The sequence below is a fragment of the Arthrobacter sp. JSM 101049 genome, assembly GCF_041679245.1.
Taxonomy (GTDB): Bacteria; Actinomycetota; Actinomycetes; order Actinomycetales; family Micrococcaceae; genus Arthrobacter_H.
In genome coordinates, this window is sequence record NZ_JBGFFC010000006.1 from 77,306 (window position 1) to 92,788 (window position 15,483).

A 15,483-nucleotide genomic window follows, 5' to 3' on the forward strand; every position below is an offset into this window, starting at 1 on the left:
CTACGGCCTCAACTCCATGACGGTCTTGCCGATCCTGATGGGTTGGCCGATCTCCACGGGCTGCGCCCGGGTCAGCTGCGATTCTCCCAGGTAGGTGCCGTTGGTCGAGCCGAGATCCTCGATGAACCATCGGCTGCCCTGCGGGAACAGGCGCGCGTGGCGGCCGGAGGCGTAGTCGTCCTCGAGCACGAGGGTGGCCTCCTGGGCCCGCCCGAGCAGAATGGGGCTGGCGGCCAATTCGAGGCTGGTGCCGGCCAACGGCCCTTCCAGGATGGCCAGGGAGTGGGCGGTCTTCTTGGGGGCAGGCGCCGGTTCGGGGGCCAGTGCGGGATTTTTGCGTACCTCGCGGGCGGTTGGCTGTCCTGTCCGCGCCCTCTTGCCGATGGCCAGGTCGCGGCGGAGCGCGGTGATGATGCTCAGGATCAAGATCCACAGCAGGATCAGAAAGCCCAGGCGCAGGGCGGTCAGTACGAGGTCACTCATGCGCTGCCTCCAGTGCGCTGGGGGACGAGACGGTAGGTGATGCGGGTGCGCCCCATGGCCACGATCGAACCGTCGAAGAGCTCCTCGCGGTCCTGGATGCGCTGGCCGTTGACGTAGCTGCCGTTGGTGGAGCCCAGGTCGACGGCCCACGCACGGGAGCCCTCGCGGATGATTTCGACGTGCCGGCGCGAGATACCGGGGTCGTCGAGGGGGATGTCGGCGTCGGCGGACCGGCCCAGGACCACGGAGTCGGCGTTCAGGGCATAACGCTGGCCATTGATGTCCAGCACCGGCTGCTGGCCGGCCGGTGGGCGGGACGGGGCAGTGGGCGGATGAGGCGCCGCAGGGGCCTCGGCGGATGCCGCCTTCTCCATGGCGGCGTCAATGGTGAAGCTGCCGGCCTTGATGGTTTCGTCCCGGTTGAAGGACACCGTCACCGGTCCCTGCAGCGTGTACTGCTGGGAGCGGGCGTGCTTGACCGCGACGTCGCACAGTTCTTCCGCGAGGGTCGCTCCCCACTGCCGTGCCCGTTCGAAGTCGGAGTTTCCGAGGCGGATCTTGAACGAATTGGGTGCCAGCGTCCGGCCCTCGGACAGCGTCAACGTGCGGTTGTCCATCTCGTTGCGGAGCTGGCTGGCGATCTCGACAGGTTGCACCTGCGCGGAACCGGAGCCCCGGAAAACGCTGGTCACCAGCTTTTCGAGTCCGCGTTCCACGTTGTCCACCACACCCATGGCGCTGCTCCTCTCGAAGTCGGTTGTCGCGTTCGCCGCTCCGGTCACGGCGCGTGACGAAACAGCCGGCCGGGAGGCCTGTGCTTGTCCGATACTACTTGCCCTGTCTGGGAAACGGTTCGAGGGCGATCGCATCTCTTCGATAACGCAACGTCTTCCGTGCCCCTTTTGGTTCCCCGCAGTGCCCCGCATCACACGGGATATCGCGATTAGGTGATGCCGCCCGGACGTGGTTATGATTGATCTCGCTGTTCCGGGGAAACCCGAACCAGCGACTCGCGCGAGTGGCGGAATTGGCAGACGCGCTGGCTTCAGGTGCCAGTGCCCGCAAGGGCGTGGGGGTTCAAGTCCCCCCTCGCGCACGAGCACCGATGATGTCCCCTTCCGGATTCCGGAGGGGGACATTTTCACGTTCGACGGCCGTTGTCGGAATACGCCCGCTGGATCGGGGTTGTACCCATCATGACCCGCTTGCCACCGCTGTCCATCCTCGACCGCGCGATGGTCCGTTCCGGCGAGCCGGAGGGCCGCGCCCCCCAGGCGGTGATCGAGCGGGCGCAGCGCATCGATGGGGAGGGGATCAAACGGTTCTGGGTCGCCGAACACCACGGGGTGCCGGGCATCGCCGGCTCCGCCCCGGCAGTGTTGATGGGGGCGATCGCGGCCGCCACCACGAGACTGCGCGTCGGTTCCGGGGGCATCATGTTGCCCAACCACCAGCCGCTGGTCGTCGCCGAACAGGCCGCCACGCTGGACCGGCTCCACCCGGGCCGCATCGATCTGGGGCTGGGGCGCTCCCTGGGCTTCACGCCCGCAGTCCGCTCCGGGCTCCGGGTGGAACGGTATGGGGATCGGGCGTTTTCCGACGATCTGGCCGAACTGGTGTCCTACCTGGACGGGGAGGCGCCCTTCACCTCCCGTCCCCGCCCGTTCCCGCAGCTGCCGGTGTTCATCCTGGCGACCCGCCGCGCAGTGGCCATTGCGGCCCGGGCAGGACTCGGCGTCGTCCTCGGCGGTCCCGTGGCGGCGGATCCGCGGCAGGCCGGTGCCGTCGTCGCGGGATACCGCGAGGCCTTCCGCCCTTCCGGGCGCTTCGCACGGCCCCATGTCACCGTCGCCGTCACGGCGATGGCGGCGGCGACGGATGAGCGGGCCAGGGAACTGCTGCTTCCGGAGGCGTGGGCCATGGCCCAGTCCCGGACCCGCGGGGAATTCCGCCCGTTGGAGCCGGCGCACGCGATCCGGGCTCTGGCCATGACCGCACGCCAACGTGCCCTGGTCGAGGACCACCTGGATGCGGCAGTGCACGGTTCCCCGGCCCGCGTCCAGCGGCGGCTGGCGGACCTTGCCGCCGCCACCGGGGCCGATGAGATCCTGCTGACCGGCAGCACCTTCGACGTCGAGGACCAGGCATGCTCCGATCGGTTGCTGGGCCGGATGGACCAACGCCGGGACGATGCGGCGCCGCCACGGCCCTGAGGCGGGTGCTGCCCGGGCGGCGGACGCCCGTCGCGGATGAGACCGGCACCACACAATCTGCATAGACTGGGAACGCCAAGCGCCGTCGACGAGCAGGAGAGCATCCGTGGCAGAACAGTCAGCACACCAGAACGTCACCTTTCCCTCAGCCGGGCAGGACGCCCACGGCTACCTGGCCAAGCCCGCGACGGGCAGCGGACCGGGCGTGATCGTCATCCAGGAATGGTGGGGGTTGACCGACCACATCCGCGACGTGGCGGATCGGCTCGCCGCCGAGGGCTTCGTGGCGTTGGCCCCGGACCTCTACGGCGGCTGGATCACGCACGACGGCGACGAGGCCGCCGAGATGATGCAGAAGCTGCCGGAGGAGGAGGGCGCACGCCTGCTTGCCGGGGCCGTTGACTACCTGCTGGGGCTCGAGGAGGTCACCAGTTCGAAGGTCTCGGCCATCGGATTCTGCATGGGCGGCGGATTCGTGCTCGCCCTGGCCGCGCAGCAAGGCGATCGCATCGCTGCCGCCGTGCCGTTCTACGGCGTGGGCCAGGGGGTTCCGGAGTCGTTCGCCGGCGTCCGCGCCGCCATCCAGGGCCACTATGCGACCGAGGACACCTCGTTCCCCGTGGACCAGGCGCGCGCCCAGGAACAGCAGATCCGCGACGAATCGGGCGCCGAGGTGACCTATTACTACTACGAGGCGCCGCACGCGTTCCATAATGATGGGAACCCGCAGGGGAATTACCGGCCCGAGGCCGCCCGGTTGGCCTGGGAACGGGCCATCGGCTTCCTGCGCGGGAAGACCAACTAGACCACGCACGACCAACGGGTGCGGCGCCGCCGGTGCCGCACCGGACAGGGAGGAAACACATGTCAGGAACAGTCATCGTCGGGGTCGACGGCAGCGAGACCGCCAACAAGGCCGCCACCCGAGCGGCCACCGTCGCCGCCGGCCTCGGTGCCGATCTCATGGTGATCACCGCGCACACCAAGGACAACACCGAGGTGGTCCAGATCGGCAGCGACACCTGGATCCTCGACGACGCCGAGCAGGCCCAGAAGCTCGCCGAGAAGTCCGCCGTCAAGCTGCGCGAACTGGTCCCGGGCGCGACCATCACGGCCTCCGCGGTCAAGGGCAAGCCGCAGGACGCCCTCGTCGAGGAAGCCAGCCGGCTCGGCGCCCAGCTCATCGTGGTCGGCAACGTCGGCATGAAGGGCCTGGGCCGCGTGCTCGGCAGCGTCGCCTCCAGCGTCGCGCTGAACGCCCCGTGCGACGTCTACATCGTCAAGACCGCCAGCTAACCGCAGCTCGACGCTAACGGCGCCCCTCCCCGGCCGGGGAGGGGCGCCGTTCGCCGTGCTGGGCGTTGCGCGTGCGGTGGCTAGCGGCCACCCTCGGCGCGCTGGGCGGCTTTCTGTGCCGCGGCCTCGCGGATGCGCGTCTCCTCGGCGCGGACCGCCGCCATGTTCGCGCGCTCGGACTGCAGCCACTCGGGCCGATTGGCCAGCAGTTCCTCGATCTGTGCAGTGGTCAGCGCCTCCTCCACCCCGCCGCGCGCGAGCCCGGAAATGCTCACGTTCAGCTTCTGGGCGACCACCGGGCGCGGGTGCGGTCCGTTCTGGCGCAAGTCGACGAGCCATTCCGGCGGATCGTTCATCAATTCGTTCAGGGCGTCCCGGGTGACCGGGCCCTCCTGGAACTCGGCAGGCGTGGCGGGCAGGTACACGCCCAGCTTCTTGGCGGCAGTGGCCGGTTTCATGCTCTGCGGGGATTTCTGGCTCATGAAACCAGCGTACCGGTCGGCGGGGCTGCGGGTAGGCTTGCGTTCGTGGCCGAGCTCAGAATTGCCTACGTACCCGGCGTGACCCCGGGAAAGTGGCTGGAACGCTGGCGCGAGCGCCAGCCGGACATCCCCGTCCAGGCCCAGATGTACGACGGCGGTGACGACCCCCGCGCACTGCTCGCCGCCGGGACGGCGGACCTGGTCTTCCTGCGCTTTGCCGACGGCGCGAAGCCCGCCGATGCGACCACCCATGTCATCCCGCTCTACGAGGAACTGCCCGTGGTGTGCGCCCCGCGGGACCATGGCATCGAACTCTACGACGACGAGGTCCCGTTCGACGACCTGGCGGGGGAGACCTGGCTGGACCCGGCCGACTACCCGCCCGCCGCCGGAGGCGTGGCCATGGCCCTGGAGGTCGTGGGCTCGGGGGCCGGCCTGCTGCTGGTTCCCATGTCGGTGGGCCGCCTGCACCGGCGCAAGGACGTGGTCCAGAAGGTGGTGGCCGGCGTGCCGTCGACGCGGATCGGCATCGCTTGGCTGAAGCCGGCGGGCGACGAGCCCGAGGACGTGCGGGTCCAGGAGTTCATCGGGATCGTGCGCGGCCGCGGGGCGAATTCGTCACGCCAGCCCTCGGTGCGCGAACGCGAACAGCGTGAGGCGGCCCAAGCCCAGCGGCAGCGCCAACGCGCCCCGCAGGATGCCCCGCGGGCCGGTTCCCGGAAGACGGGGCAGCGTCCCGGGGGCAAGGGCGGAGCCGGGTCCGGTGGCGGGAAGCGCCGCGGTGGCCCCTCACGCGGTCGTCGCTAGGCGCATCGCCCCGACCTGCCCCCGGACGCGGAAAGGCCCCGCGTCGCGACCCGACAGGGCGGCGGCGCGGGGCCCCGGGGGCCAAGCAGGCTAGCCGATCGAGGCGAACCCGAAGACCACCGCGGCGATCCCGAAGCCGACCACGCCGATCAGCGTCTCCAGCACGGTCCACGTCTTCAGGGTCGTCTTCACGTCCATGTCGAAGAAGCGGCCCACCAGCCAGAATCCGGAGTCGTTCACGTGGGAGATGATCACGGAGCCGGCGGCCACGGCGACGACCATGGTGGCCAGCTGGATCTCGTTGAGGCCAGCGGCGGCCACGGCGGGGGCGAGCAGCCCGGCTGCGGTGGTCAGGGCGACGGTCGCCGAGCCCTGCGCCACGCGCAGGATGCCGGCGATGAGGAACCCGGCCAGGATCAGCGGCACCCCGAGATCGCCCAGCACGTTGGCCAGGGCATCGCCGATGCCGGAGGTGCGCAGGACGCCACCGAACATGCCGCCGGCGCCGGTGATCAGGATGACCGAGCAGACCGGGCCGAGGGCCTTTTCCATGACCTGTTCGATGGCCGTCTTGGCCATGCCCCGGCGCATGCCCAGGACGACGGCGGCGACCAGCAAGGCGATCAGCAGGGCGACCGGGGTCTGGCCGATGGCCTTCAGCAGCTGGAACCAGGTCGAATCAGCGGTGGATTCGGACAAGACGCCGGCCGAGGCCAATGTGCTCAGCCCCGTGTTCAGGAAGATCAGCACCAGGGGCAGCAGCAGCACGGCGATGACGGTGCCGAAGGCCGGGGGGTTGGCCTCGTGTTCGGAGTCGGCCTCGCCGAGCAGGTTCGGGATGGGCAGCTCCCACTTGCGTCCGGCCCACTTGCCGAAGAGGTAGCTGGTCAGGTACCAGGTGGGGATGGCCGCCACGAGGCCGATGAGCAGCACATAGCCGACATTCGCGTCGAAGAACTGGGCGGCAGCCACCGGTCCCGGGTGCGGCGGGACGAAGACGTGCATGACCGAGAAGGCGCCGGCGGCCGGCAGGCCGTAGAGCAGCACACCGCCGCCGAGGCGGCGGCCGACGGCGAAGACGACCGGCAGCATGACGACCAGGCCGGCGTCGAAGAAGATCGGGAAGCCGAAGATCAGCGAGGCCACGCCGAGGGCGAAGGGGGCCCGCTTTTCGCCGAACACCCGGATGAGGTAGTCGGCCAGGACCTTTGCGCCACCCGAGGTTTCCACGATGCGTCCGAGCATCGCGCCCAGTCCGACCAGCAGGGCCACGGAGGCCAGGGTCGATCCGAAGCCGTCGGTGAGCACGGAGACGACGCTGCCGGTGGGGATGCCGGTGGCGAAGGCGGTCAGCAGGCTGACCAGGATCAGGGCCACGAACGCATGCAGCCGTAGTTTGATGATGAGCAGGAGCAGGACGACGATCGCAGCGGCGGCGATGCCGAGCAATGGTCCGGCACCCAGGGTCTGGGTCCAGTTCTCGATGGTCATGGGTTCTCCGGTCGGGGTTGGGGAGCGGATGAGGTGGTGGTGGCTGCCGGGACCAGGCCCAGCGCGGCGATGGCCCGTTCGGCCAGGTCCGCAGGTGTGGTGTCGTTGAGGAGCGTGACGCCGTCCTCGTCGGGCCCGAGGGGCTCGAGCGTGGCCAGCTGGCTGGCCAGCAGGGCACCGGGCATGAAGTGCCCGGCGCGCGCCTCGAGGCGCCGCGCGAGCAGGTCGGGGTCCGCCTGGATGTGTAGGAAGCGCACGACGCCGGAAGCCTGGCCGAGCAGGTCGCGGTAGCTCTGCTTGAGGGCCGAGCAGGTGACGACGGTCCCAGCGGAGGTGGGGGCATGCCGGTCCATCCAGTCGCGCAGCACCTCGAGCCAGGGGCGTCGGTCGGCGTCGTCCAGCGGCGTGCCGGCGGCCATCTTGGCGATGTTGGCCGGCGGGTGGAAGTCGTCGGCCTCGGCGCAGGGCCATCCGAGCTGCGTGGCGAGGTGGCTGGCCACGCTGGTCTTCCCGGAGCCGGAAACGCCCATCACCACCAGGTGGATGGCGGGGGCCGGGGGTGCCGGTAGTGGCATGTGCTCTCCTGGACGGACGTCGTTGGCCTGCTGTCGGATCAGCGGGTGGAAAAAAGATAACACCTTAATCGAGCCCAAAGATAGTACCAATTGTGACAAGTCTCGCCGTGGGGCGGCCGTAGGATGTTCCCCATGCAGATTCCGGCGGTCGCGACAGTGCTCCAGGAACCCATTGTCGAGACGCTTGGCCGCGAGATCACCGACGGGACGCTGCGTCCCGGGGACCGGCTGACGCTGGAGGCCCTGCAGGCCCGCTTCGGGGTCTCGCGGACGGTCATGCGTGATGGCATGCGGGTCCTGGAGTCGTTGCGGATGGTGTACGCCAAGCGGCGGGTCGGCCTGGTGGTGCAGGAACCACGGTTCTGGAACGCCTATGACCGGCGCGTCATCCGCTGGCGGCTGGCCGGACCCGGGCGCGAACGCCAGTTCACCGAGCTCACCGAGCTGCGGATCGCCGTCGAGCCGCTCGCCGCTGCCGGGGCCGCCCGCCGGGCGCCGGACCCGGATCGCGAGGAGATTCTCCGGCTGGCCGCCGAGCTGCGCCGGCTCGGCCAGGCGGGGGACCTCGAGGGCTTCCTGGAGGCCGACATTGCGTTCCACTCGCTCTTGCTCCACGCCAGCGGCAACTCCATGTTCGCCGAGCTCGACGGCGTGGTTGCCGAGGTGCTGGCCGGCCGCACGCACCAGGGCATGATGCCGTTCCAGCCCCGGGAGAAGGCGTTGGCCGAACACGAGGCGGTCGCCGCCGCCGTGGCCGCGGCGGACGGACCCGGCGCCGAGGCGCACATGCAGGTCCTGGTCGACGAGGTCCGGGCCGCGCTGGAGGCCAGGCTCACCGACGGCCAGCTGCCGGACTGATCGACCGGCAGCTGGCCCCGGCGGCCCCGGAAGGGGGTTCCGCCGTCGTGCCCGGACAAGCCGTGCTATTGGAACAGCTGTCCCACGCGCGAGAGGGTGGTGACGATCCCATAGACCAACGGGACGCCCACCAGCAGCCAGCCGAAGACCAGCCGGCCCGGGGCGACGTTGACGGGGACGTGTTCGGGGGTGCGGGACGTGGTGTCCATCAGGCCTCCTCGGCGCTGGTTGTGGCGGTGACGCGGTCGGGTTCATGGAACCGGGAGTCGACTGGGCGGATGAGCACGGCGGCGACGAACCCGACGACGAGCAGGGCGACCATGGTCAGCAGCACCGGCAGGTAGTTGTGCGCGTTCATCGTGCCCGGCTTGCCCTGGGCGTCCAGCAGCCCGTTGACGATGAGCGGCCCGGCGATGCCGGCGGCCGACCACGCGGTGAGCAGCCGGCCGTGGATGGCCCCGACCTGGAACGTGCCGAAGAGGTCCTTCAGGTACGCCGGCGCCGTGGAGAAGCCGCCGCCGTAGAAGCTGATGATCACGAACGCCAGCAGGATGAACAGCAGCGTGCTCGATCCTCCGAAGAAGGCGAGGATGACGTAGAGCACCGCCCCGACGCCGAGGTAGAGCATGTAGATGTTCTTGCGTCCGATCACGTCCGAGGTGCTCGACCAGGCGAAGCGCCCGGCCATGTTGCCAATCGAGAGCAGGCCCACGAAGCCGCCGGCCACCCCCGCGGAGACTGCCGAGATGCCGTTCTCGGCCCGGAAGAAGTCCTGGATCATCGGCGAGGCCTGCTCCAGGATGCCGATGCCGGCGGTGACGTTGAGGAACAACGCGGTCCACAGCAGCCAGAACTGCTTCGTCTTGATGGCGTTGGCCGCCGAGACGTGGTTCTTCGTGACCAGGTCCGAATGCTTCACCTGCGCCGGGTCCCAGCCGTTCGGGCGCCAGCCCTCGGCCGGGACGCGGATGCTGAACACCCCGTACATCATCACGATGAAGTAGACGATGCCCAGCGTCACGAACAGCCGGCCGACTGCGTCGCCGCTGGCCACCCAGCCCTCGGTCCCGGAGGCCGGGTCGAACGCCTTGAGCAGCTGCGTGGAGAGCGGGGAGGCGATCAGTGCGCCGCCGCCGAATCCCATGATCGCCATCCCGGTGGCCATGCCCGGCCGGTCCGGGAACCACTTGATCAGCGTGGAGACCGGGGAGATGTAGCCGATGCCCAAGCCGATGCCGCCCAGGAAGCCGTAGCCGAGGTAAACCAGCCAGAGCTGCCCGGTGAAGATGCCCAGCGCGCCGACCAGGAACCCCGCGGCCCAGAAGCACGCCGCGACGAACATGGACTTGCGGGGTCCGGAGCGCTCCACCCAGGTGCCCATGAAGGCGGCCGAGAGGCCGAGCATGACGATCGCGATCGAGAAGATGATCCCGACGGCCGTCTGCGAGGCCCCGAAGTGGCCGATCAGCGCCGTCTTGTAGACGCTGGTGGCGTACGCCTGGCCGATGCACAAGTGCACGGCCAGGGCCGCCGGGGGGATGAGCCACCGGTTGAACCCCGGTGGGGCGATGGAACGCGATCTGTCGAGAATCGCCATGGAACGTGCCTCCAAAATGGCCTGGCCGGCGAGCGGCGGGTGCGAGTGGTGGTCCAACGCCGCGGAACGGCGCAATGGTTGCCTCTGGACATTGTGCTGCACAACACACTTCTTGCCTAGTGGTCCGGCGTGGTTCGGCGCGCGCGGCCGGCCCCGATACATTGGTCGGCATGAACATCCCGGATTCACAGCCGTTCGTCCCCGTCATCCTCGGCGGGGACATCGGCACCTACTCGCTGGCCCGCGAGTTCCACGAGGCCTACGGCGTCGTCAGCGCCGCCGTGCCCGCCGGCGGCAACGGGGTGCTGGAGCACTCGGTCGCCCTGGACATCCGCCCGGCGGGCACCATGACCGACGCCGAGGCGGTCGTCGGGCACCTGCTGGACCTCGCCCGCGAGCTCACCGCCGACGGCGCCCGCCCGCGCCCGCTGCTGCTCTTCGGGTCGCTGGACCTGCAGGTCGGCATCATCACCACCCACCGCGCCCGGCTCGAACCCTGGTACACCATCCCCTACCCGGACACCGCGGTCATCGAACGCGCCGCGCTGAAGCAGAACTTCTACGCCCTGTGCGCCGAACTGGACATCCCCCACCCGCTGACCGTGGCCTACGACCCGGTCGCCCCGCGCCCGCTGCCGGCCGACCTGCCCTTCCCGCTCATCGGCAAACCCGCCGACAGCAGCGCCTGGGTCCACGCCAAATTCGCCGGCAAGCAGAAGGTCCACACCATCAACACCGCGGACGAGCTGGACGACCTGCTCGCGCGCATCCGCGCCTCCGGCTACACCAGCCCGTTCATCCTGCAGGAGCTCATCCCCGGCGGGGACACCAACATGCGCCTGTGCACGTTCTACTCCGACCGCGACGCCCGCGTGCGCTTCGCCGCCTACGGGGAGGTCGTCGTGGAGGAGCACGCCCCGCTGGTGCTGGGTAACTCGGCGGCCATCGTCACCGATGTCAACGCCGAATTCACCGACCAGGGCCGGCGCATCCTCGAACACCTCGGCTGGACCGGCTTCTCCATGTTCGACGCGAAGCTGGACCCGCGCGACGGGCTGGTGAAATTTTTCGAACTCAACCCCCGGCTGGGCCGCAACCACTACTACGTCACCGCCGCCGGCCACAACGCCGCCCGCTTCTACGTGCGCGAATACCTCGGGGCCGAGTACGACGACGGGGCGCTGCCGGCTGCCGCGCCCGACGCGCCCCCCGTGGTGGCCTCGGAGCACATCCTGTACACGGTGCTGCCGCTGGCGCTGCTGCGCCGGCAGCTGCGCGGGCCCGTCGGGGAGAAGGCCCGGGCCCTGATGCGGTCCCACCGGGTCGCCAACCCCTTGCTCTACCGCGCCGAACGCCATCCCCGTAGGCTCTGGTACATCGCGCTGAGTTCGCTGAACCAATTCCGCAAATTCCGCCAGCATCCGCCGCGACTCTGACATGCTGGTGGAACTGGCGGCCCACGCCGGTCGATGACGACCCGGAAGGAAGCACACATGGATTTCCCCCGCTACGACACGTTGCTCGTCGAGCAGGACGGGCCCGCCCTCGTGGTGACCGTCAACCGCCCCGAGGCCATGAACGCCCTGGCATCGGCCGTCGTGGACGACCTGCTCGACCTCACCGACCGGTTGGCCGCAGTGGGCATCGACGGCGACTGGCCCCTCCGCGGGATCGTGCTCACCGGGGCCGGCGGGAAGGCGTTCGTCGCCGGGGCCGACATCCGCGAGATGAACTCCATGAGCGCCGACGCGGCCGAGGCCTACGCCCGCCGCATGCACGCCGTCACAACCCGGCTCGAGGCCCTGCCGGTGCCGGTCATCGCAGCGGTCAACGGGTTCGCGCTTGGCGGCGGCTGCGAACTGGCGCTGGCCTGCGACTTCATCTACGCCAGCGCCCGCGCCAGCTTCGGCCAGCCCGAGGTCAACCTGGGCCTGGTGCCCGGTTTCGGCGGGTCGGTGCGCCTGCAACAGCGGGTCGGCCTCGGGCAGGCCCGCGAGCTGATCTACACGGGGCGGCGGATCGACGCGGCGGAGGCGCTGCGCATCGGGTTGGCCAACGCCCTCTTCGACGACACCGACGCCCTGCTGGCCGCGGCGAAGGCGACCGTCGAGGAGATCGCCGCCAAGGCCCCGACCTCGGTGGACAACACCAAGCGGGCCCTGAACCGGATCAACGGGCTTCCGGTCGCCGCGGGGCTCGAGGCGGAGGTCGAGAGCTTCCGCGAGGCCTTCGCCACCGAGGACTCCGTCGTGGGGCGCACCGCGTTCCTGGCCAAGGAGACCCCCGCCTTTCCGGGGCGCTGAGACCATGGCAGAGAACGACCAGGCGGCCCCCACCCGCGAACCCGATGCCCTCCACCACTACGGGCCGAACCCCAGCCAGTACGCCGAACTCTACGTCCCCACCGAACGGCGGCTGCCCGGGGTCGTCGTCATCATCCACGGCGGCTTCTGGCGCGATACCTACGACGCCTCGCTGGGCCGGCCGCTGGCCGCGGACCTGGTCGGGCGCGGCTGGGTGGTGTGGAACCTCGAGTACCGACGGACCACCGACGCCGCCGAGCCCGGCCCGGATGCCGGCGGCTGGCCACAGACCTTCGAGGACGTCGCCGCCGGCATCGACGCCCTGGGACCGGCCCTGGAGCAGGCGGGGCTGGAAGCAGGCAACGTCGTCGTCCTGGGGCACTCCGCCGGCGGACACCTGGGGACCTGGGCGGCCGGACGGCACAAGCTCCCGGCCGGGGCCCCCGGGGCCGGACCGGCGGTGAAGGTCGCGGGGGTTGTCAGCCAGGCCGGGGTGTTGGAACTGTGGATGGCCAGCTGGCTCAAGCTCAGCCACTCCGCGGCGCTGAAGCTCATGGGCGCCACCGCCGAGGAGGACGCCCGGCGCTGGCAGCTGGCCGACCCGGTGCGGATGCTGCCGATCGGGGTCCCGGTCATCGCCCTGCATGGCAAGTCCGACTCCGACGTTCCCTCGGCCCTCTCGCGGGCCTACACCGACGCCGCCCGGGCGCAGGGCGACCCCGCCCGCATGGTCTGGACCACCGGGGACCACTACGCGCTCATCACCCCGGGGACCCCGGCATGGGATGCTTGCCTGGTGGCCCTGGCCGAACTCGCCGTTCCGGCGTAGCGGCCCGGCCGGGGGACACCGAGGGCGGGACGCACCGGGCGTTCCCCACGACCACAGGTAAGGTTGAATGGTGCTGACTGTTATGGGCGAGGCCCTCGTTGACGTGCTCTCCGGCGGCATCGCCGCACCCCAGGCCTACGTCGGGGGCAGCCCGATGAACGTCGCCGTGGGGCTGGCCCGGCTGGGGCATCCGGTCGCCTTCGTCGGGCGCTACGGCGACGACGAGTACGGGCGCATGATCCACGGGCACCTCAGCGCCAACGACGTCCAGGAGGTCCTGGCCCCCGACGCGCTGCCGACCTCCACGGCCCACGGCACGCTGGACCCGGTCGGAGCCGCCACCTACGAATTCGACATGGCCTGGGATCTCTCGGCGTTCGACGTCGCCACCGCGCCGGCCCTGGCCGACGCCCAGCTGCTGCACACCGGGTCGATCGCCACGGTCCTGGAACCCGGGGCCGCCACCGTGCTGGCCGCCGTCGAACGGGCCCGCCCCCACGCCACCATCTCCTACGACCCCAACGTCCGGCCCAGCTTCGTCTCCCACCACGCGGAGGCCGTCGAGCAGGTCGAGCGCTTCGTGGTGCTCAGCGACGTGGTCCGGGCCAGCGACTCGGACCTGGCGTGGCTCTACCCAGGACGCAGCGTGGAGGAGACCGCCCGCGCGTGGCTGGCCCTGGGGCCGGCGATGGTGGTGGCCACCTACGGCTCCGGCGGGTCCCGCGGCGTCGTCGCCGCCGGGACGGCGGAGGTGCAGGCCCCCGTCGTCGATGTTGCCGATACTGTCGGGGCCGGCGACTCGTTCATGTCGGCCCTGCTGTCGACGCTGGTGGACCGCGAACTCGTCGGCGCCGCCCACCGCGGTGCCCTGCACGACCTGACGCCCGGCCAGCTGCGCGAGATCCTCGACTACGCCACCCGCGCTGCCGCCGTCACCGTCTCCCGGCCCGGCGCCAACCCGCCCCGCCGCGACGAGATCTCCTGAACGGGGGCCTCGAAACGCCGCCATGCGCCTGATCGCCAGTGACCTCGACGGCACCATCCTGCACCGCGACGAGACGATCTCCGCACGCACCGTCGCCGCCTTCGCCGCCGCCCGGCAGGCTGGTCTGCAGGTGGTCTTCGTGACCGGGCGCCCCTTCCGCTGGCTGGACCCGGTCCAGCGGGCCTTCGGGCACCTGGGGACCGTCATCTGCTCCAACGGGGCGCTCGTCTACGACCTGGAGGGCGAACGCGTCCTGGCCAGCCACACCATCACCGGCGCAACCGTCGCCCAGGTCCAACGCGTCGTCCGCACCCACCAGCCGCAGGCGGCCTTTGCCGCCGAAACCCTCACCGGCCTGCTGCTCGAGCCCGGCTTCCTCGACGACCGGGACCAGTCCATCCGCCTGCCCGAGGTCACCGAGGCACCCTTCGAGGCCTCGCGGCTGGATGCCGAGGGCGTGGTGAAGCTGCTGGCGAAGACCACCGGGATCGACGCCGAGGCGTTCCAGCACCTCGTCGAGCGGGAGGTGGCGGGGCTGGTCTCCGTGACGCACTCGGCCCCCGGCGTGGCGCTGCTGGAAATGGCCCACCCCGAGGTTAACAAGGCCGTCACCCTCGCCGGCTATGCGCGCGGCCTGGGAATCGATGCCGCCGAGGTGCTGGCCTTCGGCGACATGCCCAACGACGTGCAAATGCTCGCCTGGGCCGGACGCGGGTACGCCATGGACTCCGGCCACCCGCTGGCCAAGGCGGCAGCCGGACGAACGACGGCCTCGCTGCACGAGGACGGGGTCGCCCAAGTCATCGAACGCCTGCTGGCCGGCGTGCCGGTCTAGGGGCACTGGGGCGCACCGGCGGCTGGTCCCGCGCTGCTATGACCCCAGAACCGCCGGCGACCTTCGCGCCGGGATCGCCCACCACGCATCCGGAACGCGGGGCAGGGGGCGCAGCAGCGGTTCGGGCAGCGGGCCGGTTTGCGGGAACGGGACCCCCGTGTGCTTGCCGGCCCAGGCCGGCGCCGGAACGACCACGTCCTGCCGGGACGAGGTCTCGCCCAGGACCAGGAGCCGTCGCACGCCGTGGTCGCGCAGGAAATAGGCATGCGCCGGATCGGCGGCGTCGTCGTCGAAGGCCAGGGCCACGAAATAACCCATTTCGCACGGCATATATTCCTGTTCGGTGATGAACATCGGACGGCCAGGCCACTCCGAGAAACCCCGGGCGCGCTGCCACGCGGCGAGACGGTACTTGCGAACGTGGGCGACCAGCTGTCCGTTCCTGTCCCACCAATCGGCGCCAACGAAGACGCGGCCTCCGGTGAGTTCCGGGGTGGAGGCGACGATGCCAACGCCCGTGCTCCGGGCCATGGAGCGCAGCCGTTCGCGGAGCACGGCGTCCCCGCCTGCGGTCTCGGCGGTGACGAAGAGTTCCGGGGTCAGCAGCAACCCGGCGCCGGCCGCCCGGGCGTCGAACGCCCAGTGCCGAATCCGCTCCAGATTCGCCTCGGGATCCCGGCCTGGCGTGCCGGCGGCACAATACACGGTCGGCAGCGACAACGATGGACC

Annotated in this window: 18 protein-coding genes and 1 tRNA gene; 11 read left to right on the forward strand and 8 right to left on the reverse strand. The window is 70.5% G+C overall.

Annotation, left to right across the window (positions count from 1 at the left end):
- Both AB8M85_RS14850 and AB8M85_RS14855 read right to left on the reverse strand, forming a co-directional pair.
- Positions 1–483, reverse strand: coding sequence for an FHA domain-containing protein (locus AB8M85_RS14850; protein ID WP_372699603.1), 483 nt, complete (start codon positions 481–483; stop codon positions 1–3).
- Positions 480–1,217 (reverse strand): FhaA domain-containing protein, encoded by a 738-nt coding sequence (locus tag AB8M85_RS14855; RefSeq protein ID WP_372699604.1) that lies wholly within the window; start codon positions 1,215–1,217, stop codon positions 480–482. Before AB8M85_RS14855 ends, AB8M85_RS14850 begins: the two co-directional genes overlap by 4 nt.
- Positions 1,218–1,495: 278 nt before the next feature.
- On the opposite strand from AB8M85_RS14855, the gene AB8M85_RS14860 reads away from it, so the two are divergent.
- The 4 genes from AB8M85_RS14860 (at position 1,496) to AB8M85_RS14875 (ending at position 3,992) form a co-directional block, all read left to right on the forward strand.
- Positions 1,496–1,579, forward strand: a tRNA-Leu gene (locus tag AB8M85_RS14860).
- A 100-nt stretch (positions 1,580–1,679) separates the two neighbouring features.
- Positions 1,680–2,696 carry an MsnO8 family LLM class oxidoreductase gene (locus AB8M85_RS14865; RefSeq protein WP_372699605.1) on the forward strand — a complete coding sequence of 339 codons (1,017 nt, stop codon included), beginning with the start codon at positions 1,680–1,682 and terminating at the stop codon, positions 2,694–2,696.
- Between the two features lie 106 nt (positions 2,697–2,802).
- Positions 2,803–3,501: a dienelactone hydrolase family protein gene (locus tag AB8M85_RS14870; RefSeq protein ID WP_372699606.1), complete on the forward strand. Its 699-nt coding sequence runs from the start codon at positions 2,803–2,805 to the stop codon at positions 3,499–3,501.
- A 59-nt stretch (positions 3,502–3,560) separates the two neighbouring features.
- Entirely contained in the window at positions 3,561–3,992 is a 432-nt protein-coding gene (locus AB8M85_RS14875) for a universal stress protein (RefSeq protein WP_372699607.1), read from the forward strand.
- 80 nt (positions 3,993–4,072) lie between these two features.
- Here the strand turns inward: AB8M85_RS14875 and AB8M85_RS14880 are convergent, their stop codons facing one another.
- Positions 4,073–4,474 (reverse strand): DUF5997 family protein, encoded by a 402-nt coding sequence (locus AB8M85_RS14880; protein WP_372699608.1) that lies wholly within the window; start codon positions 4,472–4,474, stop codon positions 4,073–4,075.
- A gap of 45 nt (positions 4,475–4,519) precedes the next feature.
- Between AB8M85_RS14880 and AB8M85_RS14885 the strand changes: the two genes are divergently transcribed.
- Entirely contained in the window at positions 4,520–5,281 is a 762-nt protein-coding gene (locus AB8M85_RS14885) for a substrate-binding domain-containing protein (protein WP_372699609.1), read from the forward strand.
- Between the two features lie 90 nt (positions 5,282–5,371).
- On the opposite strand, the gene AB8M85_RS14890 is transcribed toward AB8M85_RS14885, so the two are convergent.
- Positions 5,372–6,772 (reverse strand): GntP family permease, encoded by a 1,401-nt coding sequence (locus tag AB8M85_RS14890; RefSeq protein WP_372699610.1) that lies wholly within the window; start codon positions 6,770–6,772, stop codon positions 5,372–5,374.
- Positions 6,769–7,347: a gluconokinase gene (locus AB8M85_RS14895; RefSeq protein WP_372699611.1), complete on the reverse strand. Its 579-nt coding sequence runs from the start codon at positions 7,345–7,347 to the stop codon at positions 6,769–6,771. Before AB8M85_RS14895 ends, AB8M85_RS14890 begins: the two co-directional genes overlap by 4 nt.
- A gap of 132 nt (positions 7,348–7,479) precedes the next feature.
- Here AB8M85_RS14895 and AB8M85_RS14900 point away from each other — a divergent pair, with 132 nt between their 5' ends.
- Positions 7,480–8,205 carry a FadR/GntR family transcriptional regulator gene (locus AB8M85_RS14900; protein ID WP_372699612.1) on the forward strand — a complete coding sequence of 242 codons (726 nt, stop codon included), beginning with the start codon at positions 7,480–7,482 and terminating at the stop codon, positions 8,203–8,205.
- Between the two features lie 65 nt (positions 8,206–8,270).
- Here the strand turns inward: AB8M85_RS14900 and AB8M85_RS14905 are convergent, their stop codons facing one another.
- Complete coding sequence (locus AB8M85_RS14905) at positions 8,271–8,414, reverse strand: hypothetical protein (RefSeq protein WP_372699613.1); 144 nt, start codon at positions 8,412–8,414, stop codon at positions 8,271–8,273.
- Complete coding sequence (locus AB8M85_RS14910; RefSeq protein WP_372699614.1) at positions 8,414–9,802, reverse strand: OFA family MFS transporter; 1,389 nt, start codon at positions 9,800–9,802, stop codon at positions 8,414–8,416. Before AB8M85_RS14910 ends, AB8M85_RS14905 begins: the two co-directional genes overlap by 1 nt.
- Positions 9,803–9,972: 170 nt before the next feature.
- Between AB8M85_RS14910 and AB8M85_RS14915 the strand changes: the two genes are divergently transcribed.
- From AB8M85_RS14915 to AB8M85_RS14935, 5 genes are all read left to right on the forward strand, one after another.
- Positions 9,973–11,238 carry a carbamoyl-phosphate synthase gene (locus AB8M85_RS14915; protein WP_372699615.1) on the forward strand — a complete coding sequence of 422 codons (1,266 nt, stop codon included), beginning with the start codon at positions 9,973–9,975 and terminating at the stop codon, positions 11,236–11,238.
- Positions 11,239–11,295: 57 nt separating this feature from the next.
- The gene (locus tag AB8M85_RS14920) at positions 11,296–12,105 is read left to right on the forward strand and encodes an enoyl-CoA hydratase/isomerase family protein (RefSeq protein ID WP_372699616.1); all 810 of its coding nucleotides are present in this window, start codon (positions 11,296–11,298) and stop codon (positions 12,103–12,105) included.
- Positions 12,106–12,109: 4 nt separating this feature from the next.
- Positions 12,110–12,934 (forward strand): alpha/beta hydrolase family protein, encoded by an 825-nt coding sequence (locus tag AB8M85_RS14925; RefSeq protein WP_372699617.1) that lies wholly within the window; start codon positions 12,110–12,112, stop codon positions 12,932–12,934.
- 70 nt (positions 12,935–13,004) lie between these two features.
- Positions 13,005–13,919, forward strand: coding sequence for a carbohydrate kinase (locus AB8M85_RS14930; RefSeq protein ID WP_372699670.1), 915 nt, complete (start codon positions 13,005–13,007; stop codon positions 13,917–13,919).
- Between the two features lie 22 nt (positions 13,920–13,941).
- Positions 13,942–14,754: an HAD family hydrolase gene (locus AB8M85_RS14935; RefSeq protein WP_372699618.1), complete on the forward strand. Its 813-nt coding sequence runs from the start codon at positions 13,942–13,944 to the stop codon at positions 14,752–14,754.
- Positions 14,755–14,790: 36 nt separating this feature from the next.
- On the opposite strand, the gene AB8M85_RS14940 is transcribed toward AB8M85_RS14935, so the two are convergent.
- Positions 14,791–15,474 carry a nitrilase-related carbon-nitrogen hydrolase gene (locus tag AB8M85_RS14940; protein WP_372699619.1) on the reverse strand — a complete coding sequence of 228 codons (684 nt, stop codon included), beginning with the start codon at positions 15,472–15,474 and terminating at the stop codon, positions 14,791–14,793.
- Positions 15,475–15,483: the final 9 nt, after the last annotated feature.